Annotated in this window: 18 protein-coding genes; 8 read left to right on the top strand and 10 right to left on the bottom strand. The window is 45.8% G+C overall.

The window, feature by feature from the left end:
* Window position 1 precedes the first annotated feature (1 nt).
* From DBX26_RS05720 to pspA, 4 genes are all read right to left on the bottom strand, one after another.
* Complete coding sequence (locus tag DBX26_RS05720) at window positions 2-1,033, bottom strand: efflux RND transporter periplasmic adaptor subunit (RefSeq protein WP_118118197.1); 1,032 nt, start codon at window positions 1,031-1,033, stop codon at window positions 2-4.
* A 159-nt stretch (window positions 1,034-1,192) separates the two neighbouring features.
* Complete coding sequence (pspC, locus tag DBX26_RS05715; RefSeq protein WP_020332968.1) at window positions 1,193-1,582, bottom strand: envelope stress response membrane protein PspC; 390 nt, start codon at window positions 1,580-1,582, stop codon at window positions 1,193-1,195.
* Window positions 1,575-1,808, bottom strand: a complete 234-nt coding sequence (gene pspB / locus DBX26_RS05710) for an envelope stress response membrane protein PspB (RefSeq protein ID WP_014231520.1) — start codon at window positions 1,806-1,808, stop codon at window positions 1,575-1,577. Before pspB ends, pspC begins: the two co-directional genes overlap by 8 nt.
* A gap of 14 nt (window positions 1,809-1,822) precedes the next feature.
* Complete coding sequence (pspA, locus tag DBX26_RS05705; protein ID WP_020332966.1) at window positions 1,823-2,494, bottom strand: phage shock protein PspA; 672 nt, start codon at window positions 2,492-2,494, stop codon at window positions 1,823-1,825.
* 232 nt (window positions 2,495-2,726) lie between these two features.
* Between pspA and pspF the strand changes: the two genes are divergently transcribed.
* From pspF to DBX26_RS05675, 6 genes are all read left to right on the top strand, one after another.
* Complete coding sequence (pspF, locus tag DBX26_RS05700; RefSeq protein WP_118118195.1) at window positions 2,727-3,734, top strand: phage shock protein operon transcriptional activator; 1,008 nt, start codon at window positions 2,727-2,729, stop codon at window positions 3,732-3,734.
* Between the two features lie 236 nt (window positions 3,735-3,970).
* Window positions 3,971-5,590, top strand: a complete 1,620-nt coding sequence (locus tag DBX26_RS05695) for an ABC transporter substrate-binding protein (protein WP_014231517.1) — start codon at window positions 3,971-3,973, stop codon at window positions 5,588-5,590.
* Window positions 5,590-6,552 (top strand): ABC transporter permease subunit, encoded by a 963-nt coding sequence (locus DBX26_RS05690; protein ID WP_065296661.1) that lies wholly within the window; start codon window positions 5,590-5,592, stop codon window positions 6,550-6,552. Before DBX26_RS05695 ends, DBX26_RS05690 begins: the two co-directional genes overlap by 1 nt.
* Window positions 6,539-7,426, top strand: coding sequence for an ABC transporter permease subunit (locus DBX26_RS05685; RefSeq protein WP_014231515.1), 888 nt, complete (start codon window positions 6,539-6,541; stop codon window positions 7,424-7,426). Before DBX26_RS05690 ends, DBX26_RS05685 begins: the two co-directional genes overlap by 14 nt.
* Window positions 7,426-8,421, top strand: coding sequence for an oligopeptide/dipeptide ABC transporter ATP-binding protein (locus DBX26_RS05680; protein ID WP_014231514.1), 996 nt, complete (start codon window positions 7,426-7,428; stop codon window positions 8,419-8,421). The genes DBX26_RS05685 and DBX26_RS05680 overlap by 1 nt, the downstream gene beginning before the upstream one ends.
* Window positions 8,418-9,206 (top strand): ABC transporter ATP-binding protein, encoded by a 789-nt coding sequence (locus DBX26_RS05675; RefSeq protein ID WP_014231513.1) that lies wholly within the window; start codon window positions 8,418-8,420, stop codon window positions 9,204-9,206. The genes DBX26_RS05680 and DBX26_RS05675 overlap by 4 nt, the downstream gene beginning before the upstream one ends.
* Window positions 9,207-9,272: 66 nt before the next feature.
* Here the strand turns inward: DBX26_RS05675 and DBX26_RS05670 are convergent, their stop codons facing one another.
* Entirely contained in the window at window positions 9,273-9,662 is a 390-nt protein-coding gene (locus DBX26_RS05670) for a DUF2750 domain-containing protein (protein WP_014231512.1), read from the bottom strand.
* Between the two features lie 75 nt (window positions 9,663-9,737).
* On the bottom strand, window positions 9,738-10,643 hold the full coding sequence (locus tag DBX26_RS05665; RefSeq protein WP_014231511.1) for a manganese-dependent inorganic pyrophosphatase: 906 nt from the start codon (window positions 10,641-10,643) through the stop codon (window positions 9,738-9,740).
* A 194-nt stretch (window positions 10,644-10,837) separates the two neighbouring features.
* Here DBX26_RS05665 and DBX26_RS05660 point away from each other — a divergent pair, with 194 nt between their 5' ends.
* Window positions 10,838-12,052 (top strand): putative manganese transporter, encoded by a 1,215-nt coding sequence (locus DBX26_RS05660; protein ID WP_118118193.1) that lies wholly within the window; start codon window positions 10,838-10,840, stop codon window positions 12,050-12,052.
* A 60-nt stretch (window positions 12,053-12,112) separates the two neighbouring features.
* On the opposite strand, the gene DBX26_RS05655 is transcribed toward DBX26_RS05660, so the two are convergent.
* From DBX26_RS05655 to torE, 4 genes are all read right to left on the bottom strand, one after another.
* Window positions 12,113-13,852 carry a glycoside hydrolase family 36 protein gene (locus DBX26_RS05655; protein WP_118118191.1) on the bottom strand — a complete coding sequence of 580 codons (1,740 nt, stop codon included), beginning with the start codon at window positions 13,850-13,852 and terminating at the stop codon, window positions 12,113-12,115.
* Between the two features lie 230 nt (window positions 13,853-14,082).
* The gene (gene torA / locus DBX26_RS05650) at window positions 14,083-16,545 is read right to left on the bottom strand and encodes a trimethylamine-N-oxide reductase TorA (protein ID WP_118118189.1); all 2,463 of its coding nucleotides are present in this window, start codon (window positions 16,543-16,545) and stop codon (window positions 14,083-14,085) included.
* 25 nt (window positions 16,546-16,570) lie between these two features.
* The gene (gene torC / locus DBX26_RS05645) at window positions 16,571-17,755 is read right to left on the bottom strand and encodes a pentaheme c-type cytochrome TorC (RefSeq protein WP_020332960.1); all 1,185 of its coding nucleotides are present in this window, start codon (window positions 17,753-17,755) and stop codon (window positions 16,571-16,573) included.
* Window positions 17,756-17,805: 50 nt separating this feature from the next.
* Window positions 17,806-17,985: a trimethylamine N-oxide reductase system protein TorE gene (gene torE / locus DBX26_RS05640; RefSeq protein ID WP_020332959.1), complete on the bottom strand. Its 180-nt coding sequence runs from the start codon at window positions 17,983-17,985 to the stop codon at window positions 17,806-17,808.
* 440 nt (window positions 17,986-18,425) lie between these two features.
* On the opposite strand from torE, the gene DBX26_RS05635 reads away from it, so the two are divergent.
* A complete protein-coding gene (locus DBX26_RS05635; RefSeq protein ID WP_118118187.1) occupies window positions 18,426-19,229 on the top strand; it encodes an ABC transporter permease in 804 nt (267 codons plus the stop codon).
* Window positions 19,230-19,244: the final 15 nt, after the last annotated feature.

Raw genomic sequence — 19,244 nt, 5'->3', positions numbered from 1 at the left:
ATTACAACCCTCTTTCCTTAACCCAGGCTCTGACTTTGATACCCGGCTCTATCACGTTGACGCCAGAAATCACGATCACATCACCATCATCCAGACCTTCTAGAACCTGATTTTTGTCATTCATTGTGATCGCGGCTTTGGTCACAATACCTTGCTCATCTACACGCCAGACGTAGCTTTGTCCTGACTCTTCAAACAGAGCTGAATTGGGAATGGTTGTAACGCCAGAGTTCAGTGAAGTAACAAGCACGTTACCGGACATCCCTGGTAAGATCCCAACGCCTTCAGGACGCTCCATTACCATAGTGACTTTGTAACTGCCCGTTTTAGGGTCAGCTTCGGTATCGATCTCCTGAAAAGTTAAATCGAATGACCGTTCTGGAAAGGCATCAAATTCCATTTTTGCTGTGACGTTAACTCCAGGAGCATAACGATTGAGCAAGTGGCTAGGAAGCTGGAATATCACCTTCATCAATTGATTGGTTTGGATATTCATCACGCCTTCTTTGGCGGCAACGTATTCATGGTTTTCCGCAGGAAGGTATGAGATCGTGCCATCATAAGGAGCAACGAGTTTGGTGTAACTCAAATTCGCTTTCGCCTGATCCCACTGAGCTTTGGCAGAATTGTGATTGGCTTTCGCTTCATCAAAGTCCTGTTCTGACACAACCTGATCGACACGAAGCTTTTTATAACGTTGGTATTGCACGTCCGCGAGCGCAAAATTTGCTCTCGCTTGTTGTTCCAGAAGCGTGTATTCGTCGGGGTTGAGTGTTGCCAACACATCACCTTTACTGACGAGTTGACCTTCGTGAACGTCAATCGACTGAAGTAGCCCGGGAACACGAAAGGCTAATACGGCTTTATCGCCAGAGTCAGTCGTAGCAGGGAAATGACGATCAAACTGTGAGTTACCAACAGAGACCGTAAAAAGTTTAGCGGGTCGAGATTCAGGTTCGGGAACGGGTGGTAGTTCTTTACCACATCCCGACAAAGCAGCCGTAACGGCTATTGGAATGAGCAGCTTTTTCATCATATTCATCCAACGAATATAGAGACTACATTTAAGTTAGATGAACAATGCTCAAGCTGCCATGTGAGGCGGAGATAATATTGATTTAAATGAGGAATTTGTGAGCAAAAAGCAGGCTTGGGGCCTGCTCTTTAAAATAAAATCCTAGTTGCATAATCCTCAGAGCTTGTTGAACTCTCTGTTGACTCTGAATGTATCGGAAGTGACATACGCTTCCATATTGCGAATTTTGCCATCAATGCGGTTAAAATCGCGCTCAAGCACACTCAAGAACTGCTCCGGACTTTGGCCCTTCTGCCATGGCTTACTCTTTAGAGTATGATCCTGCTGGGCCTTGATATTTTCTGAATAAGTCATTGGCTGCTTTTCCAACATAAACGCCAAAGCGACATAGGCGAGAAGCACCAAAAACGTACCGCCGAGCAAACCTGCAGAAATAACCAAGATACGAATCAACCAGACTTCCACACCAAAGTAGTTAGCAAATCCGGCACACACACCAGCAAGCTTGCCATTTGCTGGGTCACGATAAAGCTCTCGACTACTCATACTTACGTCTCCACGTTGGCGACTCTGCGTCTAGAATGCGTTCAAGTGTATCTACCCGAGCCTGCATCGATTCTGCTTTTTCGGATAGTACCTGAAGGCGCTCCAGATCCTGGCTCGACAGTGCACTATCCGTTTTACGTTTACTGCGATAGTGTAAGAAGAGCCAAAGTGGAGCGACAAAGATCAAAAAGACAATGACTGGTCCTGTTATAAAAAATGTCGTCATAAATGGCTCCTCTTTTATTTATCTTGTGATGACATCTGTTCTTTCAGTTTTGCCAACTCTTTTTCAATTTCATCTTGCGCCTGAAGCTCTGCAAACTCCTGCTCTAACGATTTTGACTGGCCAGTGCTTGAATATAGGTCAGCTTCTGCTTCCAACTCATCGACTTTACGTGAGTATTGTTCAAACTTAGCCATCGCTTCATTGGTACGGCTAGTGTGAAGATGTTTTTGCACATCACGACGATTAGTTGCTGTTTGATTACGGATTGCCAGAGCTTGCTGTTTCGCTCGTGTTTCCGCAATTTTGTTTTCCAGCTTACCAATTTCACCAGTTAACTTATCAATGGTCTCTTCAACCAAAGTTTGTTCTGTATGAAGACCTTTGATTAACTGTTCAAGCTTTTGCTTCTCTATAAGAGCAGCACGCGCTAAATCTTCACGCTCTTTTACCAACGCAAGGCTGGCTTTTTTGCCCCATTCGTTGATCTGATCTTCGATAGCCTCAACTTTACGAGCCAGCTCTTTTTTGTCTGCAATCGCTTTCGCTGAGTTGGTACGCACTTCGACAAGTGTGTCTTCCATTTCTTGAATGATGAGACGGATCATTTTTTCAGGATCTTCCGCCTTGTCCAACAATGCACTGATGTTTGAGTTAACGATATCTGCAAAACGAGAAAAAATACCCATGACGGAACTCCTCTTTTTTCCTATTAAAACCCGACAAGGTGGTGATTTACCTTGTGTCTACCTAAATACATAACAAGTTACGTGCCAACTTAAATTCCACCATAAAATCAATAGGTTATTCATTTTGTTGTTGTTATGCACCATTATGCTATGATGTTTTTCACCAACTGTTGGTGAATTTCACCAATTCCCTATTGAATTCACACCTAGGCAGCTAAGTAAGAAGGAATCTATGAAGCAAAACCTGATTGGTGAATCGCCCGCTTTTCTCGCTGTATTAGATAAAGTATCACAACTTGCGCCAATTGAACGTCCGGTACTCATTATTGGTGAGCGCGGTACCGGTAAAGAGCTTATTGCACAGCGTTTGCATTATTTATCAAGACGTTGGGACAAGCCACTTCTGTCATTAAATTGTGCCACATTGAGCGAAGGTTTGATTGATTCTGAATTGTTTGGCCATGAATCTGGCTCGTTCACTGGGTCAAAAGGCAAACATAAAGGTCGTTTTGAGCGAGCGGAAGGCGGTACCCTTTTCCTTGATGAACTGGCGACTGCGCCACTGTTAGTGCAAGAAAAGTTGCTGCGCGTAATCGAATATGGTGAATATGAACGCGTTGGCGGGCACACTGCTTTGAATGCCGACGTGCGATTAGTCTGTGCGACCAATGCCGACTTACCCAAACTTGCTGAACAAGGTGATTTCCGTGCCGATCTGCTCGACCGGCTTGCTTTTGATGTCATCATGCTTCCTCCTCTCCGTGAGAGAAAAGAAGACATTCTTTCTTTGGCGGAATACTACGCCATTAAGATGTGCCGCGAACTTCAGCTTGAATATTTCGTTGGTTTCACCGCAGAAGCAGAACGCTCGTTACTTGACTACCCTTGGCCAGGGAACGTTCGGGAGCTGAAAAACGTCATTGAGCGCGCGATCTATCAACATGGCTTAAACGCCGATCCAATTGATCAGTTGATATTCAATCCTTTCGCAACCGTCTGGGACAACGCTTTGGGTCACTCGAATGAGCAAGAAGAAGAAAAAGATGTGACCGAACAAAGCACTCAAGTTCATTTCCCGCTCGATTACAAACAGTGGCAAGAAGAGCAAGATATTAGCTTGCTCAACCGTGCGCTGGAAGAAGCTAAGTTCAATCAGCGTCAGGCTGCAGAATTGCTCGGGCTAAGTTACCATCAATTACGTGGAATGGTTCGCAAATATGGGTTAGTCGGGCAAAGTTGATGCCGGGTTGAACTCAATATTTGCTATCACAAACAGAAACGAGACCTAAACATGCGTAACAATTTAGGTCTACAGTGATAATTAGACTAGGTCTTTTTATCTAACACACTGCGAGCAAAAGATTTTGTATTTGGAGCGAGTTCACAAAGGTGTTAAATTAGCGGGATCATTTTCGCTTGTAACGCCAGATGATTAACTTCGATGAAACAAGCAAGATCCAATGAACATTTCATATTATGAATGCTTTTATAAGATTATCGCTGAGCCTTATCGGGATTAGCTTACTCACCGCCTGTGGCGATGAGATCGACCACAATGATATTCGCCAAACAGGATTTGTGTTTTGTGGGCAAGGTAAGCCAACAACATTTAACCCACAATTGGTTGATAGTGGTATTACTGCTGAAGCATTGAGCCCTCAGTTGTATGATACGTTGCTTACGCTCGATCCTACATCCCATAAGCCGGTTGCCAATATTGCACAAAGCTGGTCAGTAAATGCAGATGGGACTGAATACACGTTTAAGCTCAAGCACGGTGTTCAATTTCAGTCGACATCTTGGTTTACACCCAGCCGAGCACTGAACTCGCAAGACGTCGTGTTTAGCTTCAAACGAATCATTGATGACAACCACCCTTTCCATCAAGTGGGCGGTGGTTTGTATCCATGGTTTGCCGGTCTGGACTTCAAGAACTTGCTGCAAGATGTCATTGCTATCGACAATGACACCGTCATGTTTAAGCTTTCAAAGCCAAACTTCTCTTTTCTGGCCAACATTGCCACCAGCCACGCAGTATTGCTATCGGCTGAGTACGGACAACAACTCGCGGCTAAAGATCATAAAGAGCAGATTGATCAATTTCCCATTGGTACAGGCCCATTCCAGCTAAAAGAGTTCCAGGTGAATGATTTAATTCGCTTAGAACGTCATGCTCAATACTGGAACTCTCCAGCGAAAATGGAACAGGTGGTTTTTGATATTTCGCATCGTGGAACCGGCACACTGGCAAAATTACTAAGAAATGAATGCGATGTGTTGTCTTCGCCAATTTCAAGCCAGATACCAGTCATTCAGGAAAATGAAAATCTGGAATTGAAAGCGACACCAGCGAACAACGTCTCTTTCATCGCCATTAATACTGGCAACCCTGCACTGACTGATCCTCGAGTTCGTCAAGCGCTTAACCTTGCGATTAACCGACAAAACATATTGGATTCCGTTTATTACGGAACAGGGACTCAGGCCTACACCTTGCTCCCGCCAAACTCATGGGCTTATCAAAAAGACAGTGTCAAAATACGCTACGACAGAAACTACGCTCTCGCGCTTCTTCGTGAGGCTGGCTATCAAGAAGGCTTAGCGCTCACCATGTGGGTTCCTCTGGAGCCGCGCGCGTTCAACCCAAGTCCTCGTAAAACGGCAGAGTTGATACAAGCTAACTTTGCCGATATTGGTGTGGATTTAACCTTGTTGACAGATGATAGGTTTGAACGTGTCGATTTGGATAATCTGGACAACCTTGATTTGCTGCTTACGGGGTGGATAGGTGATACGGGTGACCCAGATAACTTCTTCCGACCGTTATTGTCATGTGAGTCTGACCGAGTTGGCCTGAACGTTTCGATGTGGTGTAACGATGATTTCGATTTCCTACTGGATTTAGCGATAGAGACGCAGGAACCACGATACCGTTTGAACCTCTACCGTCAGGCGCAAAACATATTGAATGAGCAATTCCCTGTTATTCCACTAGCGCATGGTGTGCAATTCCGTGTTCACGACAAATCGCTGACAGGCTTCAAATCAAGCCCTTTCAATGCACAACCATTTGATAGAGTTGAGAGAGTTCACTGATGTTTTTGTATACCATTCGACGCTTTAACCTATTTTTCATCACATTGATGATCCTCACTTTGGTGGGCTTCTCTCTGCTGCGTCTCGATCCTCTATCGCATTGGGCACAAGTTGAGTTTTGGTCGGGTTGGCAAAGTTATCTTGTTAACCTGTCACAGCTTGATTTCGGCTACAGCAAGAGTGGCAATGCCATTTTCGATGAATTAGCCATCGTGTTCCCGGCAACGTTAGAGCTGTGCTTTTTTGCTTTTCTGGTTTCGCTGTTTATTGGGATTCCATTAGGAACTCTGGCGGGGATGAAACAGGGAAAAGTGTTAGATACCAGTATCTCGTTTTTAGCCATGTCCGGGTATTCCGCGCCAATTTTTTGGGTGGCGTTGCTACTTATCATGGTGTTTTCACTCGAGTATCAATTTTTCCCGGTGGCTGGCCGCTATGACCTGCTGTATGAAATCGATCATATTACTGGCTTTGCCATCGTCGATGCTTTTATGGCAAAGGGCGAGTATCGTGCCCATGCATTGCAAAGTGTTATTGAACATATGGTGCTGCCTTGTTTGGTACTAGCACTCGCGCCAACGACCCAAGTTATTGGTTTAATGCGTTCGTCGGTTGCCGAAGTAATGAGTCAAAATTACATTCGTGCCGCTCGAATTAAAGGTCTTTCCAACCGAGAGATCATCACACAGCACGTACTGCGCAACGCGATTCCGCCAATCGTCCCAAAAGTCGGCGTTCAACTATCGAGCATGATCACCCTTGCGATCATTACCGAGTCTGTTTTCAACTGGCCAGGTATTGGCCGCTGGCTATTAGATGCGCTGGCAAACCAAGACTATGCCTCTATTCAGGCAGGCGTTATGGTGCTTGCAACCCTGGTTCTGACCGCCAATATCCTTTCGGATTTGATTGGTGCCATGATTAACCCTCTGGTGAGAAAGGAATGGTATGCTAACAAATAACGTTTATCAGGAAGAACACATTCCAACTCAGTTCGAACGATTCTGGCGCAGCTACCGCGCTAACGGTTTGGCAATGTTTGGCTTATGGTGTCTCACTTTCATTGTATTAATCACCCTATTTGCGCCGTTAATCGCCCCTTTTGACCCTCAGGCTCAATCTGGCGAGCTACTTGTGCCGCCTTCTTGGTCACCATCAGGTTCTGTCGATTACTTCTTGGGAACGGACGACTTGGGACGCGATATTCTGTCACGTCTTATCATCGGGTCTCAGCTCACGTTTGGTGCAGCAGTGGGTATAACCGTCACGGCAGCCATCATCGGTTGCCTGATTGGTGTATTGGCCGGCATGACTAAAGGTCTGCTGTCCAGTACCTTGAACCACCTGCTCGACACAGTAATGTCCATTCCCTCGCTACTATTAGCGATCATTTTTGTGGCATTTCTGGGGTTCGGCGAGTTCAATATCTTGCTGGCGATTTGTTTGGCGCTCATTCCGCGTTTTATTCGCTCGGTTTACATCGCGGTCCACACCGAGGTAGAAAAAGACTACATCATGGCGGCACGTCTGGATGGTGCAAATGATTTCTATCTACTTTGGAGCTCGATACTGCCAAACGTGCTTACCGTTATCGCGGCAGAGTTCACGCTCGCGCTTTCTACTGCGATTTTAGATATCACCGCGTTGGGCTTTCTGGGTTTGGGAGCACAGGCACCAAGTACTGAATGGGGCGCTATTTTGGGCGATTCAGTCGAACTTATTTACATCGCACCGTGGACGGTAACCCTGCCAGGCCTCACTATCATGTTTACTGTCATTACCCTAAACTTAGTAGGTGAAGGGGTACGCCGATCGCTTAATGCGGGGATCGAATAATGCCGTTATTAGACATTCGTCATTTGACCATTGAAATTGAAACACCTCAGGGAATGGTACGAGCTGTAGACAGAATGAGCCTAACGTTAAACGAAGGTGAAATTCGCGGCTTAGTAGGTGAATCCGGCTCAGGAAAAAGTCTGGTTGCTAAAGCCATTGTTGGCGTTAGCAAAGATACCTGGCGAATCACCGCAGACCGAATGCGCTTGGGAAATATCGATCTCCTGCAACTTACTCCTAAAGAGCGACGGAAGGTTATTGCACGGGATATTGCGATGATTTTTCAGGAGCCTTCGACCTGTCTGGATCCTTCAGAGGAAGTCGGCCGCCAACTGATTGAATCGATCCCTTCTCGATCTTTTGATGGTAAATGGTGGGAGCGATTTAAGTGGCGTAAAAAACAAGCCATTGCCCTACTCCATAAAGTTGGTATCAAAGATCACAAGCGGATAATGGGCAGCTACCCTTACGAGCTCACTGACGGTGAGTGTCAAAAAATCATGATTGCCATGGCGATTGCCACTAAGCCTAAATTGCTGATCGCAGACGAACCGACCAATGACCTTGACCCAATCACTCAGTCGCAGATCTTGCGTCTGTTGAGCCGGATGAATCAGCTCAACAACACCACGATTTTACTTATCGGCCACGACCTAACCACTATCACACAGTGGGCGAACCGCATTACCGTGATGTATTGTGGTCAGTCTGTTGAGTCTGCTGACACACGTAAGATAATTGCAGCACCCAAGCACCCTTATACAGATGCTCTGCTAAAGGCGATGCCAGACTTTAATGACTGGGTTCCACACAAGCAGAAACTCCAGTCTCTGCCTGGCTCGATTCCACCTTTGCAGCATTTGCCAATCGGTTGTCGATTAGGTCCTCGTTGTCCTTATGCGCAAAAACAGTGTGTTGAAATTCCGCATACCCGACGAATCAAAAATCATAAATTTAACTGTCACTTTCCACTGAACACGGAGAAAAAGTCATGAGTGCGCTACTTGAAGTCGATAATTTATCGAAGCAATTTGTCACGCGCTCACGGTTTTTTAAACGTCAGACGAATGTCGCGGTAAAACCGGTCAGTTTCACCCTTGAACCAGGGCAAACTATCGGCTTTATTGGGCAGAACGGTTCAGGAAAGTCCACTCTGGCTCGTATGCTGGCTGGTGTTGTAGCGCCAAGCTCTGGCGAGATTCGCGTAAATGGTGAACGTTTGGAACATAAAGATTATGCGACGCGATGCAAGCTGATTCGTATGATTTTTCAGGATCCGAATACCTCGCTAAACCCACGAATTCAAATTGGTCGCATATTAGAAGGTCCGTTAAAACGAAATACCAACATGCCGCCGGATGCGCGAATGAAACGTGTAAAAGACACACTTCGCCGCGTTGGCTTACTACCTGAACATGCCTACTTTTATCCGCAAATGCTGGCCGCCGGACAAAAACAACGCGTCTGTCTGGCTCGCGCTTTGATACTTCAACCTTCGATTATTGTGGCGGATGAAGCGTTAAACGGTCTCGATATGGCTATGCGCTCGCAGATTCTGAATTTATTCTTAGAACTACAAGAAGAGATGGGCTTGTCTTTCGTTTATGTGTCGCAGCACATTGGTATCGTCAAACACATTACGGATAAAGTCATGGTCATGCATGAAGGCGAAGTGGTGGAATGTGGTGATACTCAACAGGTTCTTACCCACCCTGAGCACCCAATTACTCAACGATTGGTTGAAAGTCACTTTTACAAAGCGCCTAACCACTCAATGTAATGAAAAAGCCTGCATTATGTGCAGGCTTTATTAATTCTTGGACTGGTAAATGATCTTTGGATTTAACTATCGTCGACCAGCGAGTTTACGAAGTTCGAAATCAAACTCATCCGGAAACAGAACAACACCCTCTTCGTTCTGATTTGGGAATACCACAACCGAAAGCTCGTCATCTTCTAGTCCCACAGTCCAGCGGCTGTGCCATTTATTAAGTGAGATAGCTTCTGGCTCGCAATTTTCCCATTCACCTGTCGCCCACTGCTGAGCAAACTCTTCGTTCGGCCATACAGGGACACAATCGTCATCTTCTGTATTCAGCATCACACAACCGTGTTCATCTTTTAGAATCCATACCTTGCGATTCGCGACGATCTCTTTTACGCAGTACTTCAACCGTTGTTCTTCATTATAACGATTGATGGTATCCATTTGCTCTTGGGTCAATGCCTCGGACATGTTGGTCTCCTGTTTCCCATAGAAAAATGCCCACCTATCGGCGGGCATTTCAATTATAAGCTGGTAATGTGAAAATTACGCTAATTCAGTTTGAAGCCAAGGCCAGCCTTGCTTCTTACGGCTTAGAGTATTTTCCATCATTAGCATGCCGTTGTCTTCATGCTTAACTAGCTTCTCTGCCCACTCACCTTTGTATAGAAGACGAGTTTGAGCAGTAGTGATGTCTGTTAGCATCACAGCAGCGAACGCTAGGTTATCTTTCTCACAACGAGATTCCAGGTCTGCTTCTAGTGCTTCGATCATACCGTCAACTTGCTCTAGTGTTGCAAGTTCAACCTGACCTACTACTACGTCACGACCGTTGAATGGGTAACCTTTCAGGTCTTTTTCAACTAGCTCAGCTGCTGACAGACCTTCGATGTTTGTTTTCGCGATTAGAAGATCTTTCGTGAATGCGTCAACGTCTTGTACGTCTGCGATTGCAGCTAGCTCAGCAACGGCATCTTTGTCTTTTTGAGTACAAGTTGGAGAAGCGAAGCCCACTGTGTCAGATAGGATTGCTGACATCATTAGCTTAGCGATTTGAGGCTTGATCTCGTGACCTTCAATCTTGAACATGTTGAATAGTACCGTGTTAGTACAACCAACAGGCCAGATCCATGCTTCCATTGGGTTTACTGTCATCACGTCACCTAGGCGGTGGTGGTCAACGATACCCGCGATTTCAGCTTCAGCGATGTCGTCTGGTGCTTGCGCTAGATCTGAGTAGTCTACTAGCCAAACAGTTTCACCCGCTACTGAAGTGCGAAGTTCTGGAACTTCTGCGCCAGCTACTTCAAGGATGTGCTGAGTTTCACGGTTGATTTCGCCCTGACGAATTGGCATTGCTTCAACACCACGCGCCGTAAGAAGTTCAGTTGCAACGAGTGCACTACAAATACTATCACTGTCTGGGTTCTTATGACCTACAACTAGAATCATGTCTCTTCCTATTCAAGTCAATTTGATACGCTTCCGGATAATGGCATCTTGTGCCTTGGAAGCTGTTTGCTCACAAAGGCCCGTACTTTACCTGATTTGACGGACTTTGACACGAAGAAAAGTGCATAACTCTGTTGCGAATAAATCTCATTACAATATAATGATAATTATTCCCATTTGCATTTGAGCCCAGAATGAACGCGACGAGATTTTTGCATTCAGCCCAGAACTTGCTTCGGCCAACTCAGTTCCGCCTAGCGTATAAACGCCTGCTTATTCCTGTCTTTATGCTCGCGTTGTTGATCAATGAACACACTCGTGATGTCGCGGTTACAACACTGTCCGACTCCTTTTGGGCAGTATCGTGTTATGTCTGTGCGACTCTGGTGATTTATCATTACCTTTCCCACTTATTATCGAAACCGAATCGATTTACCGAACTCTACCGTCACTCTCAAACTCATCAGGTATTTTTCGCTGCGCTGCTTGGTGCCTTGCCCGGGTGTGGCGGCGCAATTGTTGTGACGACTCAGTTTATCAGTGGACGAGTTGGTTTTGGCGCCATTGTCGCTGTACTGACATCAACAATGGGTGACGCGGCTTTTTTACTACTCGCGGCTAAACCCATGGTTGGGTTGGGCGTAGTTATTACGGGCATCGTCGTCGGCACGATTTCCGGGCTGGTTGTAAATGCTTTTCATAAAGAAGATTTTTTACGCCCTGTCCATAAAATCGATCCAAATGAATCTTTTGATACGCAAAGCCAGAGCAAGCGCTATAACGAACAAGAACAAAAGGCGATCAATTTACAAGGCACATTCTGGAAATGGCTGCTATTGCCGACCAGTATTATCGCACTGATGATGTCTTTCCAATTGGATATCAACAAGTTGCTTAACTTGCCATCAAATACCATTGAATGGGTTGGGGCGACTTTCTCGGTAATGACGATGTCACTTTGGGCAATGACCAAAGAGCTGGGCTGTTACCAATCGACGGTATCCGAAGATGCGAAAATTACCGACTCCCATCCGATTCAAAAAGCGGCGCAAGATACTAACTTCGTCAGCGCGTGGGTGATCATTGCCTTCCTCGCTTTTGAGTTTACGACGTACTTTTCGGGGCTGGATATAGCCGGTTCTCTCTCGGATTGGGGGATCTGGATGCCATTGGCCGGTCTGGCAATTGGCACGCTTCCAGGGTGTGGACCTCAGATTTTAGTGACAAGTTTGTATCTTTCCGGTGCTGCACCATTTTCAGCGCAAATAGCCAATGCAATCTCAAACGATGGTGATGCCCTTTTCCCGGCTATTGCAATGGCCCCAAAAGCAGCACTTGTTGCGACTATTTACTCATCGATTCCTGCATTTATTGTTGGTTACGGTTACTACTTTTTATTTGAGCTTTAACCGCTTCAAAATGGAAAAAGAGCCTCATTTGAGGCTCTTTTCTACGCTTAATTCATCACACTATACCGTGACGATGGCTTTTGCATTCAAGCCCTTATCCAGGCTGACTAAAAACATCTGACAAGGGTCTTGATTCAGCTTTTCTCCCGACCAGAAATCATACCAGTCGACAGGCTTGTCCGAAGTCAGCGTAAACTCCGTTGCGTCTTGATTTGAGAAGTTAAACAAACAATGCAGATCATTTTTCGATGTTAGCTTCAAAAATGCGTGATTTAAATTCAATGACGAAAAGATGGCAGACTCTTGGCTGCGACGCTGGCGCAACATAAGTTTCGACAACGTTTTGCTCGCAAATGGGGTAATCTCTGGCAGTGGATCGCCAGAAAGTAACAAACCACCACAAGCCAAAAGTACAGTACGATGAAATTCGTAGTCCTCACGCGAAGCCGCTTGATTTGGTAACGAGGTAAACGTTGCGCAGTCTGGGTCAATCTGCCAAAGCTTTCGGTGCTGCCAACTGCGGTAAAATGTTTCTTTAGCAATTTGTTCGAAGCGATGACTATGACGTTCAACGTCATCGGAAACACGCATCGCATCCACCAGCCCCAGTGAAGGCCACATTGGCGCATTACAACCCAGCAGCCAAGCGTCACCCGCCCCTTTCGCTATCGCTTCCATGCCCATTCGGTACGCTTCAACGCCTGTCACTCCAGACTGGCTGCGTTTTCCTTTGAGGGTACCCCAATAGTTGGCATCCAGCTTAAACAGTTCGACGCCCCACTCTTCACGCATGACAGACACCACATGGGTAAGGTGATCTTGGACTTCTGGATGAGAAGTATCGAGAATATACCACGGTGTGCATCGCCAGCCTCCGTAGGTAACATCTTCAGCTTTCATTAAACTGCCATCATGATGGCGCACAAACCAGTCAGGGTGTTGTTTGAACACTTCCGACTCTGGTTGAGCAATAAATGGCGCCATCCAAATCGCTGGCTTTTTCCCCTTAGAACGAATGTTCTGAATTAACTCTTTTACACCACCAGAAAACTTATCGGAAGGCGTCAGCCAGTCCCCCATGAACGCCTGATAGCCATCGTCAAGTAACACCCACTCAAGATCCGCCAGCTTATCGCTCATACACTCGACGTTTTTCAGAATGTTCGTTTCTGTCACGTCAGCGTAATAGGCGTACCACGAGCACCAACCTACAGGAGCACGTTGTGTGACACCGTTACGTACCGGATGATTGTCTGTAATCATCTTGCTGTATTGTTGGTAAAGTGCTGACAATGATGTTCCGCTCAGCACGGTAACAGACTCCAAAGCATTACTTTCCCAATCGGTCACTTGTGTATGCTCGCCATCAATAGCCGCAGCCAGAATCCACTGACCTTCATGCAATCGCACATCAAAATAGCCAGCGAAGCGACGGCAACTGGTAAAGCCAAATAACGTATATCCATCAGAGTCTTCAACCACTAAGTAGTTGTAGTAACGCTTGGGTTCATCTTGAGAATAGATCCGATAACTCGGATTGTTATCAGGACAACGACCAACATCAATAGGCTGGCTTATAGTCCCCGAGGTTTGTGCCAGCATCTGAAAACCGTCTCCGATCACGCGAGCGCCATGTTCATATAAAAATGGGACTTCAAAGAGCACTTCGCGATCAGTAAAGGTCTTCTGGTGGATACCAGCAAAAGAAAAGTGTACTTGATTGCCGATGACATCGGCGCGCAGGTCGCTATCAACGACGGTAATTTCTATGCGATTAGCGAACTGAAAGGTTTGAGTCATATTAGATCTACTTAGTTATTATTATCTTTATACCCAAGAGACTTGGTTCAATATGAACCGTTTAGGTACGGTCACCATTATCCTACGGTTTAGAAGCGTAAATCGTTAGTTGCCTCACGAATACACCTTAGCTCTTAGTGAAACATAATTATTGAGATAACGCTCCCCAAAATTCAGCTAAAAAAATACCAGCCCGAAGGCTGGTATTGGATTTTGTACTTGTGCTTGTATTAAGCAACTTCGATTGGACCACCGAATGATGTGACCGGCGGCACTTTACCTGTGAACTTCTCAAAGTCGACGATACAAGTGTTCGCAGAAGTAGCCTGTGCAAGCTCAGACGAACCGATGTCTTGCGTTAGCGTATTAGGGTCACCATACGTACAGATAGCGCCTTCTTTCTCGTTCAGAGGACCATACCAGGCACCTTCTTCGATACGAACAACGCCACGTGGGTAACTGTCGGTCAGAACCGCACCTGCCAAAAGCTGACCACGACCGTTAAATACACGCACCAAGTCACCATCTTTAATGCCTTTCGCTTTTGCATCAACCGGGTTGATGTAAACAGGCTCACGACCTTGCACCGCGTAAGTGGCGCGGAACTCTTCAGATTCACACATTTGTGAGTGTAAGCGCTTATCAGGGTGACAAGACTGCAACCAGAATGGGTATTTGTCTGAACCCGGACCACCGTGTGAACGTTCTGATTTTTCGAACCACATTGGGTGCTCTTGACAATGTTCGTAACCGTAACGACCGATCTTACGAGAGGTAATCTCGATGAAACCAGATGGCGTACCCAGTGGATTCAACTCTGGATCTTTACGGAAATCCGCGTGACGAACCCAAGGTTTGCCTTCACCAAAGTCCAGTACACTCTTCTCCCAGAATTCGTTGAACTCTGGCATTTCGAATTTACCTTCATTGGCTTTCTTACAATCGTTGTACAGGCTTTCGATCCATTCCATCTCACTCATACCACGAGTGTACTCTTCACGGCGGCCAAAGCGCTGTGTCAGTTCACTCATGATCTGGAAGTCAGGTTTAGATTGGAACAGTGGATCCACTAAACGGTGCATCGCCACCAAACCACGGCTTGAGTATGAGCCATAAACGTCGATATCGTTACGCTCCCACTGAGTACAAGCTGGTAATACGATATCAGAGAAGCGACAAGTTGCCGTCCACGCAAACTCAATGGTCACAACCGTTTGTAGCTTCTTGAACGCTTTCTTCATGCGGTTGCGATCTTGGTGATGGTGCCATGGGTTACAACCCGAGATAACCATCATTTTGAAATCTGGCAGTTTAACTTTGCCGCCGTTGTAATTGATCTCTTTACCTGGCTCGAGAATAGCATCAATCCAACGCGCTACCGGGATAGTGCGACTGTAGCCGTTGAAATCATTGTTATCCCACTTCGGTTTCATACCTTGGTCAAGGTTACGCGGGAAACCGCCAGGGCCAGCGAAACCCGTTGATGGAACACCGATACTTGAGTAGTGGTGACCATAAGAGATACCGCCGCCCGGCAGACCAATCTGACCTACCATCGCAGCAACAACCGCAGCCGCCCAATATGGTTGTTCGCCGTGCTCCTGACGCTGAATACACCAGCCCATCAAGATTTGCGTACGACCATTCACCAACATGCGGGCGAATTCGCGAATCTTGTCCGCCTTCACGCCACAAATTGATGCCGCCCACTCAGGAGTCTTTTCCGTCTTATCTTTGGTTTGACCCTGAACGTATTGAATGAACTCTTCAAAACCCAGACAGTAAGTCTTAATGAACTTCTTATCGTAGAGCTCTTCGTTGTACAGCACGTGTGCAACAGCCAGCATGAACGCCACGTCGGTCATCGGGTTGATGTACAGGTGATCGTTCTCTAGGTAGCGCTGAGTTTTGTTCTTCACTGGGTCAACAGACAGAACGTTGATCTCACCTTTCGCGACTTTCTCTTTTAGCTGTTCTAGATACTTGAAAGATTCGTGCGTTTCACAGTTCCAACCTACCTGAAGGTTTTTCACTGGATCGTTTGCCCACAAAACAATGTTGTCCGAGTTCTCTAAGATTTCAGACCAAGACGTACCTTGTGCATAAACTTCTGTTGAACCGAGTACGTAAGGCATGATGGTTTGACCCGCACCCGTCGAGTAGTCGCCAACTTTTGTGATGAAGTTACCATGCATGCCCACCGCACGTTGCATGTGTGCGGTACAGTTGTTGAACGCACCCGTTTGGTTCCAGCCAGTTTGGCCAGCGTGTAACGCCCACGGACCGTATTCTTTCTGTACACGCTCTAACTCACGGTAGAACAGATCCAGTGCTTCATCCCACGTTACACGGATAAAACGGTTGTTGCCGCGAGTATCTGCGCTGTACTTGTGCTTTTTGAGCCAATCCAGACGAACCATTGGGTAACGAACACGCGATGGGCTGTAAATGATGCCCTTGATGCCGTTCAGCATCTCTGTCGGGTTCTTATCAAGCTCTAGTGGTTTGATCTCCTGAACCTTACCCGCGTAGATATGAGCGCGAAATGCGCCCCAGTGCGAGCCCGTCACTTTCCAGGTACCAGTCGATTCCGCGGCTTTTGCAGAAGCTGACGCTAATAAGCTTGGACCGATAACTGACGCGGCACTTGTCGTTGCTACGCCTTTAAGAAAACTTCTTCGTGTAATAGCCATTTAAAATTCTCCAATCCGACGCTTATTAGTGGTGGCCTTCAGCATAATCTGAAGAGTGCTTCTGTAGATATTTCAAGATAAGCGCTTCGCTGTCCGTATCCAGGTTCACGAACGCTAACATACCGTCGAACATACCTGGCCAGGTGTTCGCGTCGAAGTGCGCTTCAGCAGGTTGCGTGTGACATACTGAACAGTTGGTTTTGTACGCTTCACGAGATTTTTCCCATACTGGATTGATATCGTTCAACGCCGACTCTTTCTTCAGCCAAGCTTTTGCTGTCACTTTTTCCCATGGGAGACCAGTGAGTTCATCAACACGTTTTTCACCTGTCGTCACCATGTTGCTGTCGGTAGACGCTTCTTTTAGCAGAGATGCAGTCGCAATGTTCTTACCGAAATCTTCTTGGATTACGCGACCAAAGCCTTTCGCTTTACGCCAGCCATCGATTTCGATTTCAACAAAGTCGCCTTTTTCTTCGATCACTTTTACGGTCGATGCCGGGTTCAGAAGACCCGCTTCTTTAGTGCCTTGCTCATCAAAGTAAAGTGGAAGATGACGAATGCTGACTAGCTGCTGACCTACTGCGTAATCCGTGTTTGATGTCATTTGTTCCAGATCGCCGACAATACCGCCGATGCTATCCATACCAGCAGGTAAGTTGTGCGCAATGCCTTTGTGGCAGTCGACACAGCTTTGATCTTTCTCTGCGGCTTGTTTCATTTGAATACGCGCGGTCGGAGACATCTGGTCGAAGTCCATCGAGTCGTAGTTATGGCAGTTTTTACATTCAAGAGATTTGTTCGCAGAAAAACGATCCCATTCATGTTTGGCTAACTCGATACGGCGCTCTTCAAACACCCCTTCTTCATCGTAGTTACCAAATACTTGTGCAAACACTTCTTTAGAAGCCTGCATCTTACGAGCGATTTTATCTGTCCAGTTATGTGGAACGTGACAGTCAGGACAAGTCGCACGTACACCAGAGTGGTTTTTCCAGTGAACCGTGTCTTGCAGTTCAACATAAACGTTGTCGCGCATGGTGTGACAGCTGATACAGAACTCTTCCGTGTTGGTCGCTTCTAACGCTGTGTTGAAGCCACCCCAGAAAATAACGCCTGCGATAAAGCCACCCATAGTTAGCACACCAAGGCTGATATGCACGGCAGGGCGTGTCATCGTACGCCACAGTTTAATGATTAATGATTTCATTATTTGCTCTCTTAAAATCTTTTCAAAAGTGTGGTTATGAGCTCAACGGCTTACATACCGTGCGCACCAGGAGGTCCAAAGAAGAACACCTGCAACATCCATACGATGAATCCGTAACCGCCAACGAAACCCACACTTAAAATTGGAAAGAGAACAACCGCGATAAAGAAAAACGACTTCCATTCAAGGGAGCGTTTTTCACTGCACTCAATATTATTAACATCTCTCATACATTTGCCTACTTTGTATTTAGTGTTATTGAAAAGCTCAGGAAATAGAGCTTAAGTTTTTTACAATTTATAACCGAAAATGTTAGTCCATATTAATAGTAGGGTTCAATCAAATAACGCCCTTCAACCCTTGTTATTCAACACTTTTTTGAGTTCGAACGGAGATGTGTGGGATTGATATTATTTATTAAAAAACATGAACAGATATGAAAAAATAAGTCTTTTAAATAAACGTTAAATTGGCAACAATATAAAAACACAAATAACATTTTCACGTTAAACATTACGGGGAAAATGCATTTTCATAGCGAAGAAAAACCAAATAATGTAAACAAATTGATAAGAAATGATTTATAAAGGAGGCTTTAACTCGCATTTAAAGTCATTCGAAAAAAATGAGTTAATATAGAAAGGATAAAGACGAGAACTTAGGAGAATTGATGGACAGCGTAGTAGATATTAGCTGGATAAAACTGGCGTTATTCAGCTTGATTTTGCTCATCCCACTGGCAATTAACTATCGCTACAAATTGGGAATTGCGAAAGACACTACGATCAGTGTTCTTCGTATGACAGTGCAGCTGATCCTGATAGGCGTTTACTTAGAGTACCTCTTCCACCTAAATAGTTTACTGATCAACGTGCTATGGATAGCTGTCATGATTGTGGTTGGCGCAAGCACGATTGCGGGTAAAGCTCACTTACCTAAAAAACCATTGATGCTGCCTTTAATCACAGGGCTTGTTTGCGGTCTATGCCCGCTTCTGATTGCCATGATGGTAGGTTTAGTTCAACCGACTCCTCTTTATAGTGCCCAATACATGATTCCTCTGGCAGGTATGTTGTTAGGTAATAGCTTAAGCAGCAACATCATCGCGCTACAAAACCTCTTTACCGCCTTTGAAGAACGTAAGACAGAGTATGAAGCCGCTATTTCACTTGGTGCATCTCCTAAATACGCTTCATTTCCCTTTGTTCAAGAGGCGCTAAGAAAATCCATGGCTCCAATCTTAGCATCAATGACCGCAACTGGCCTTGTCACGCTTCCAGGGATGATGACAGGGCAGATCTTAGGAGGAGCAAGCCCTCTGGTCGCGATAAAGTATCAATTGGTGATCATGTTAGCGATTTTCGTCATGTTAAATATATCTGTGGTTATCACCCTAGAAATGACATTGAGCAGCGTGCAAACCAAAGAAGGCCGAATTAGAGTAAAAATTGAGCAAAAAAGTTCTACAAAATAAGCTCGACTTACTCGC

Source organism: Vibrio sp. dhg, from assembly GCF_003443775.1.
In the GTDB taxonomy this organism is placed as follows: Bacteria; Pseudomonadota; Gammaproteobacteria; order Enterobacterales; family Vibrionaceae; genus Vibrio; species Vibrio natriegens.
This window is presented reverse-complemented; position numbering and strand designations above follow the sequence as displayed.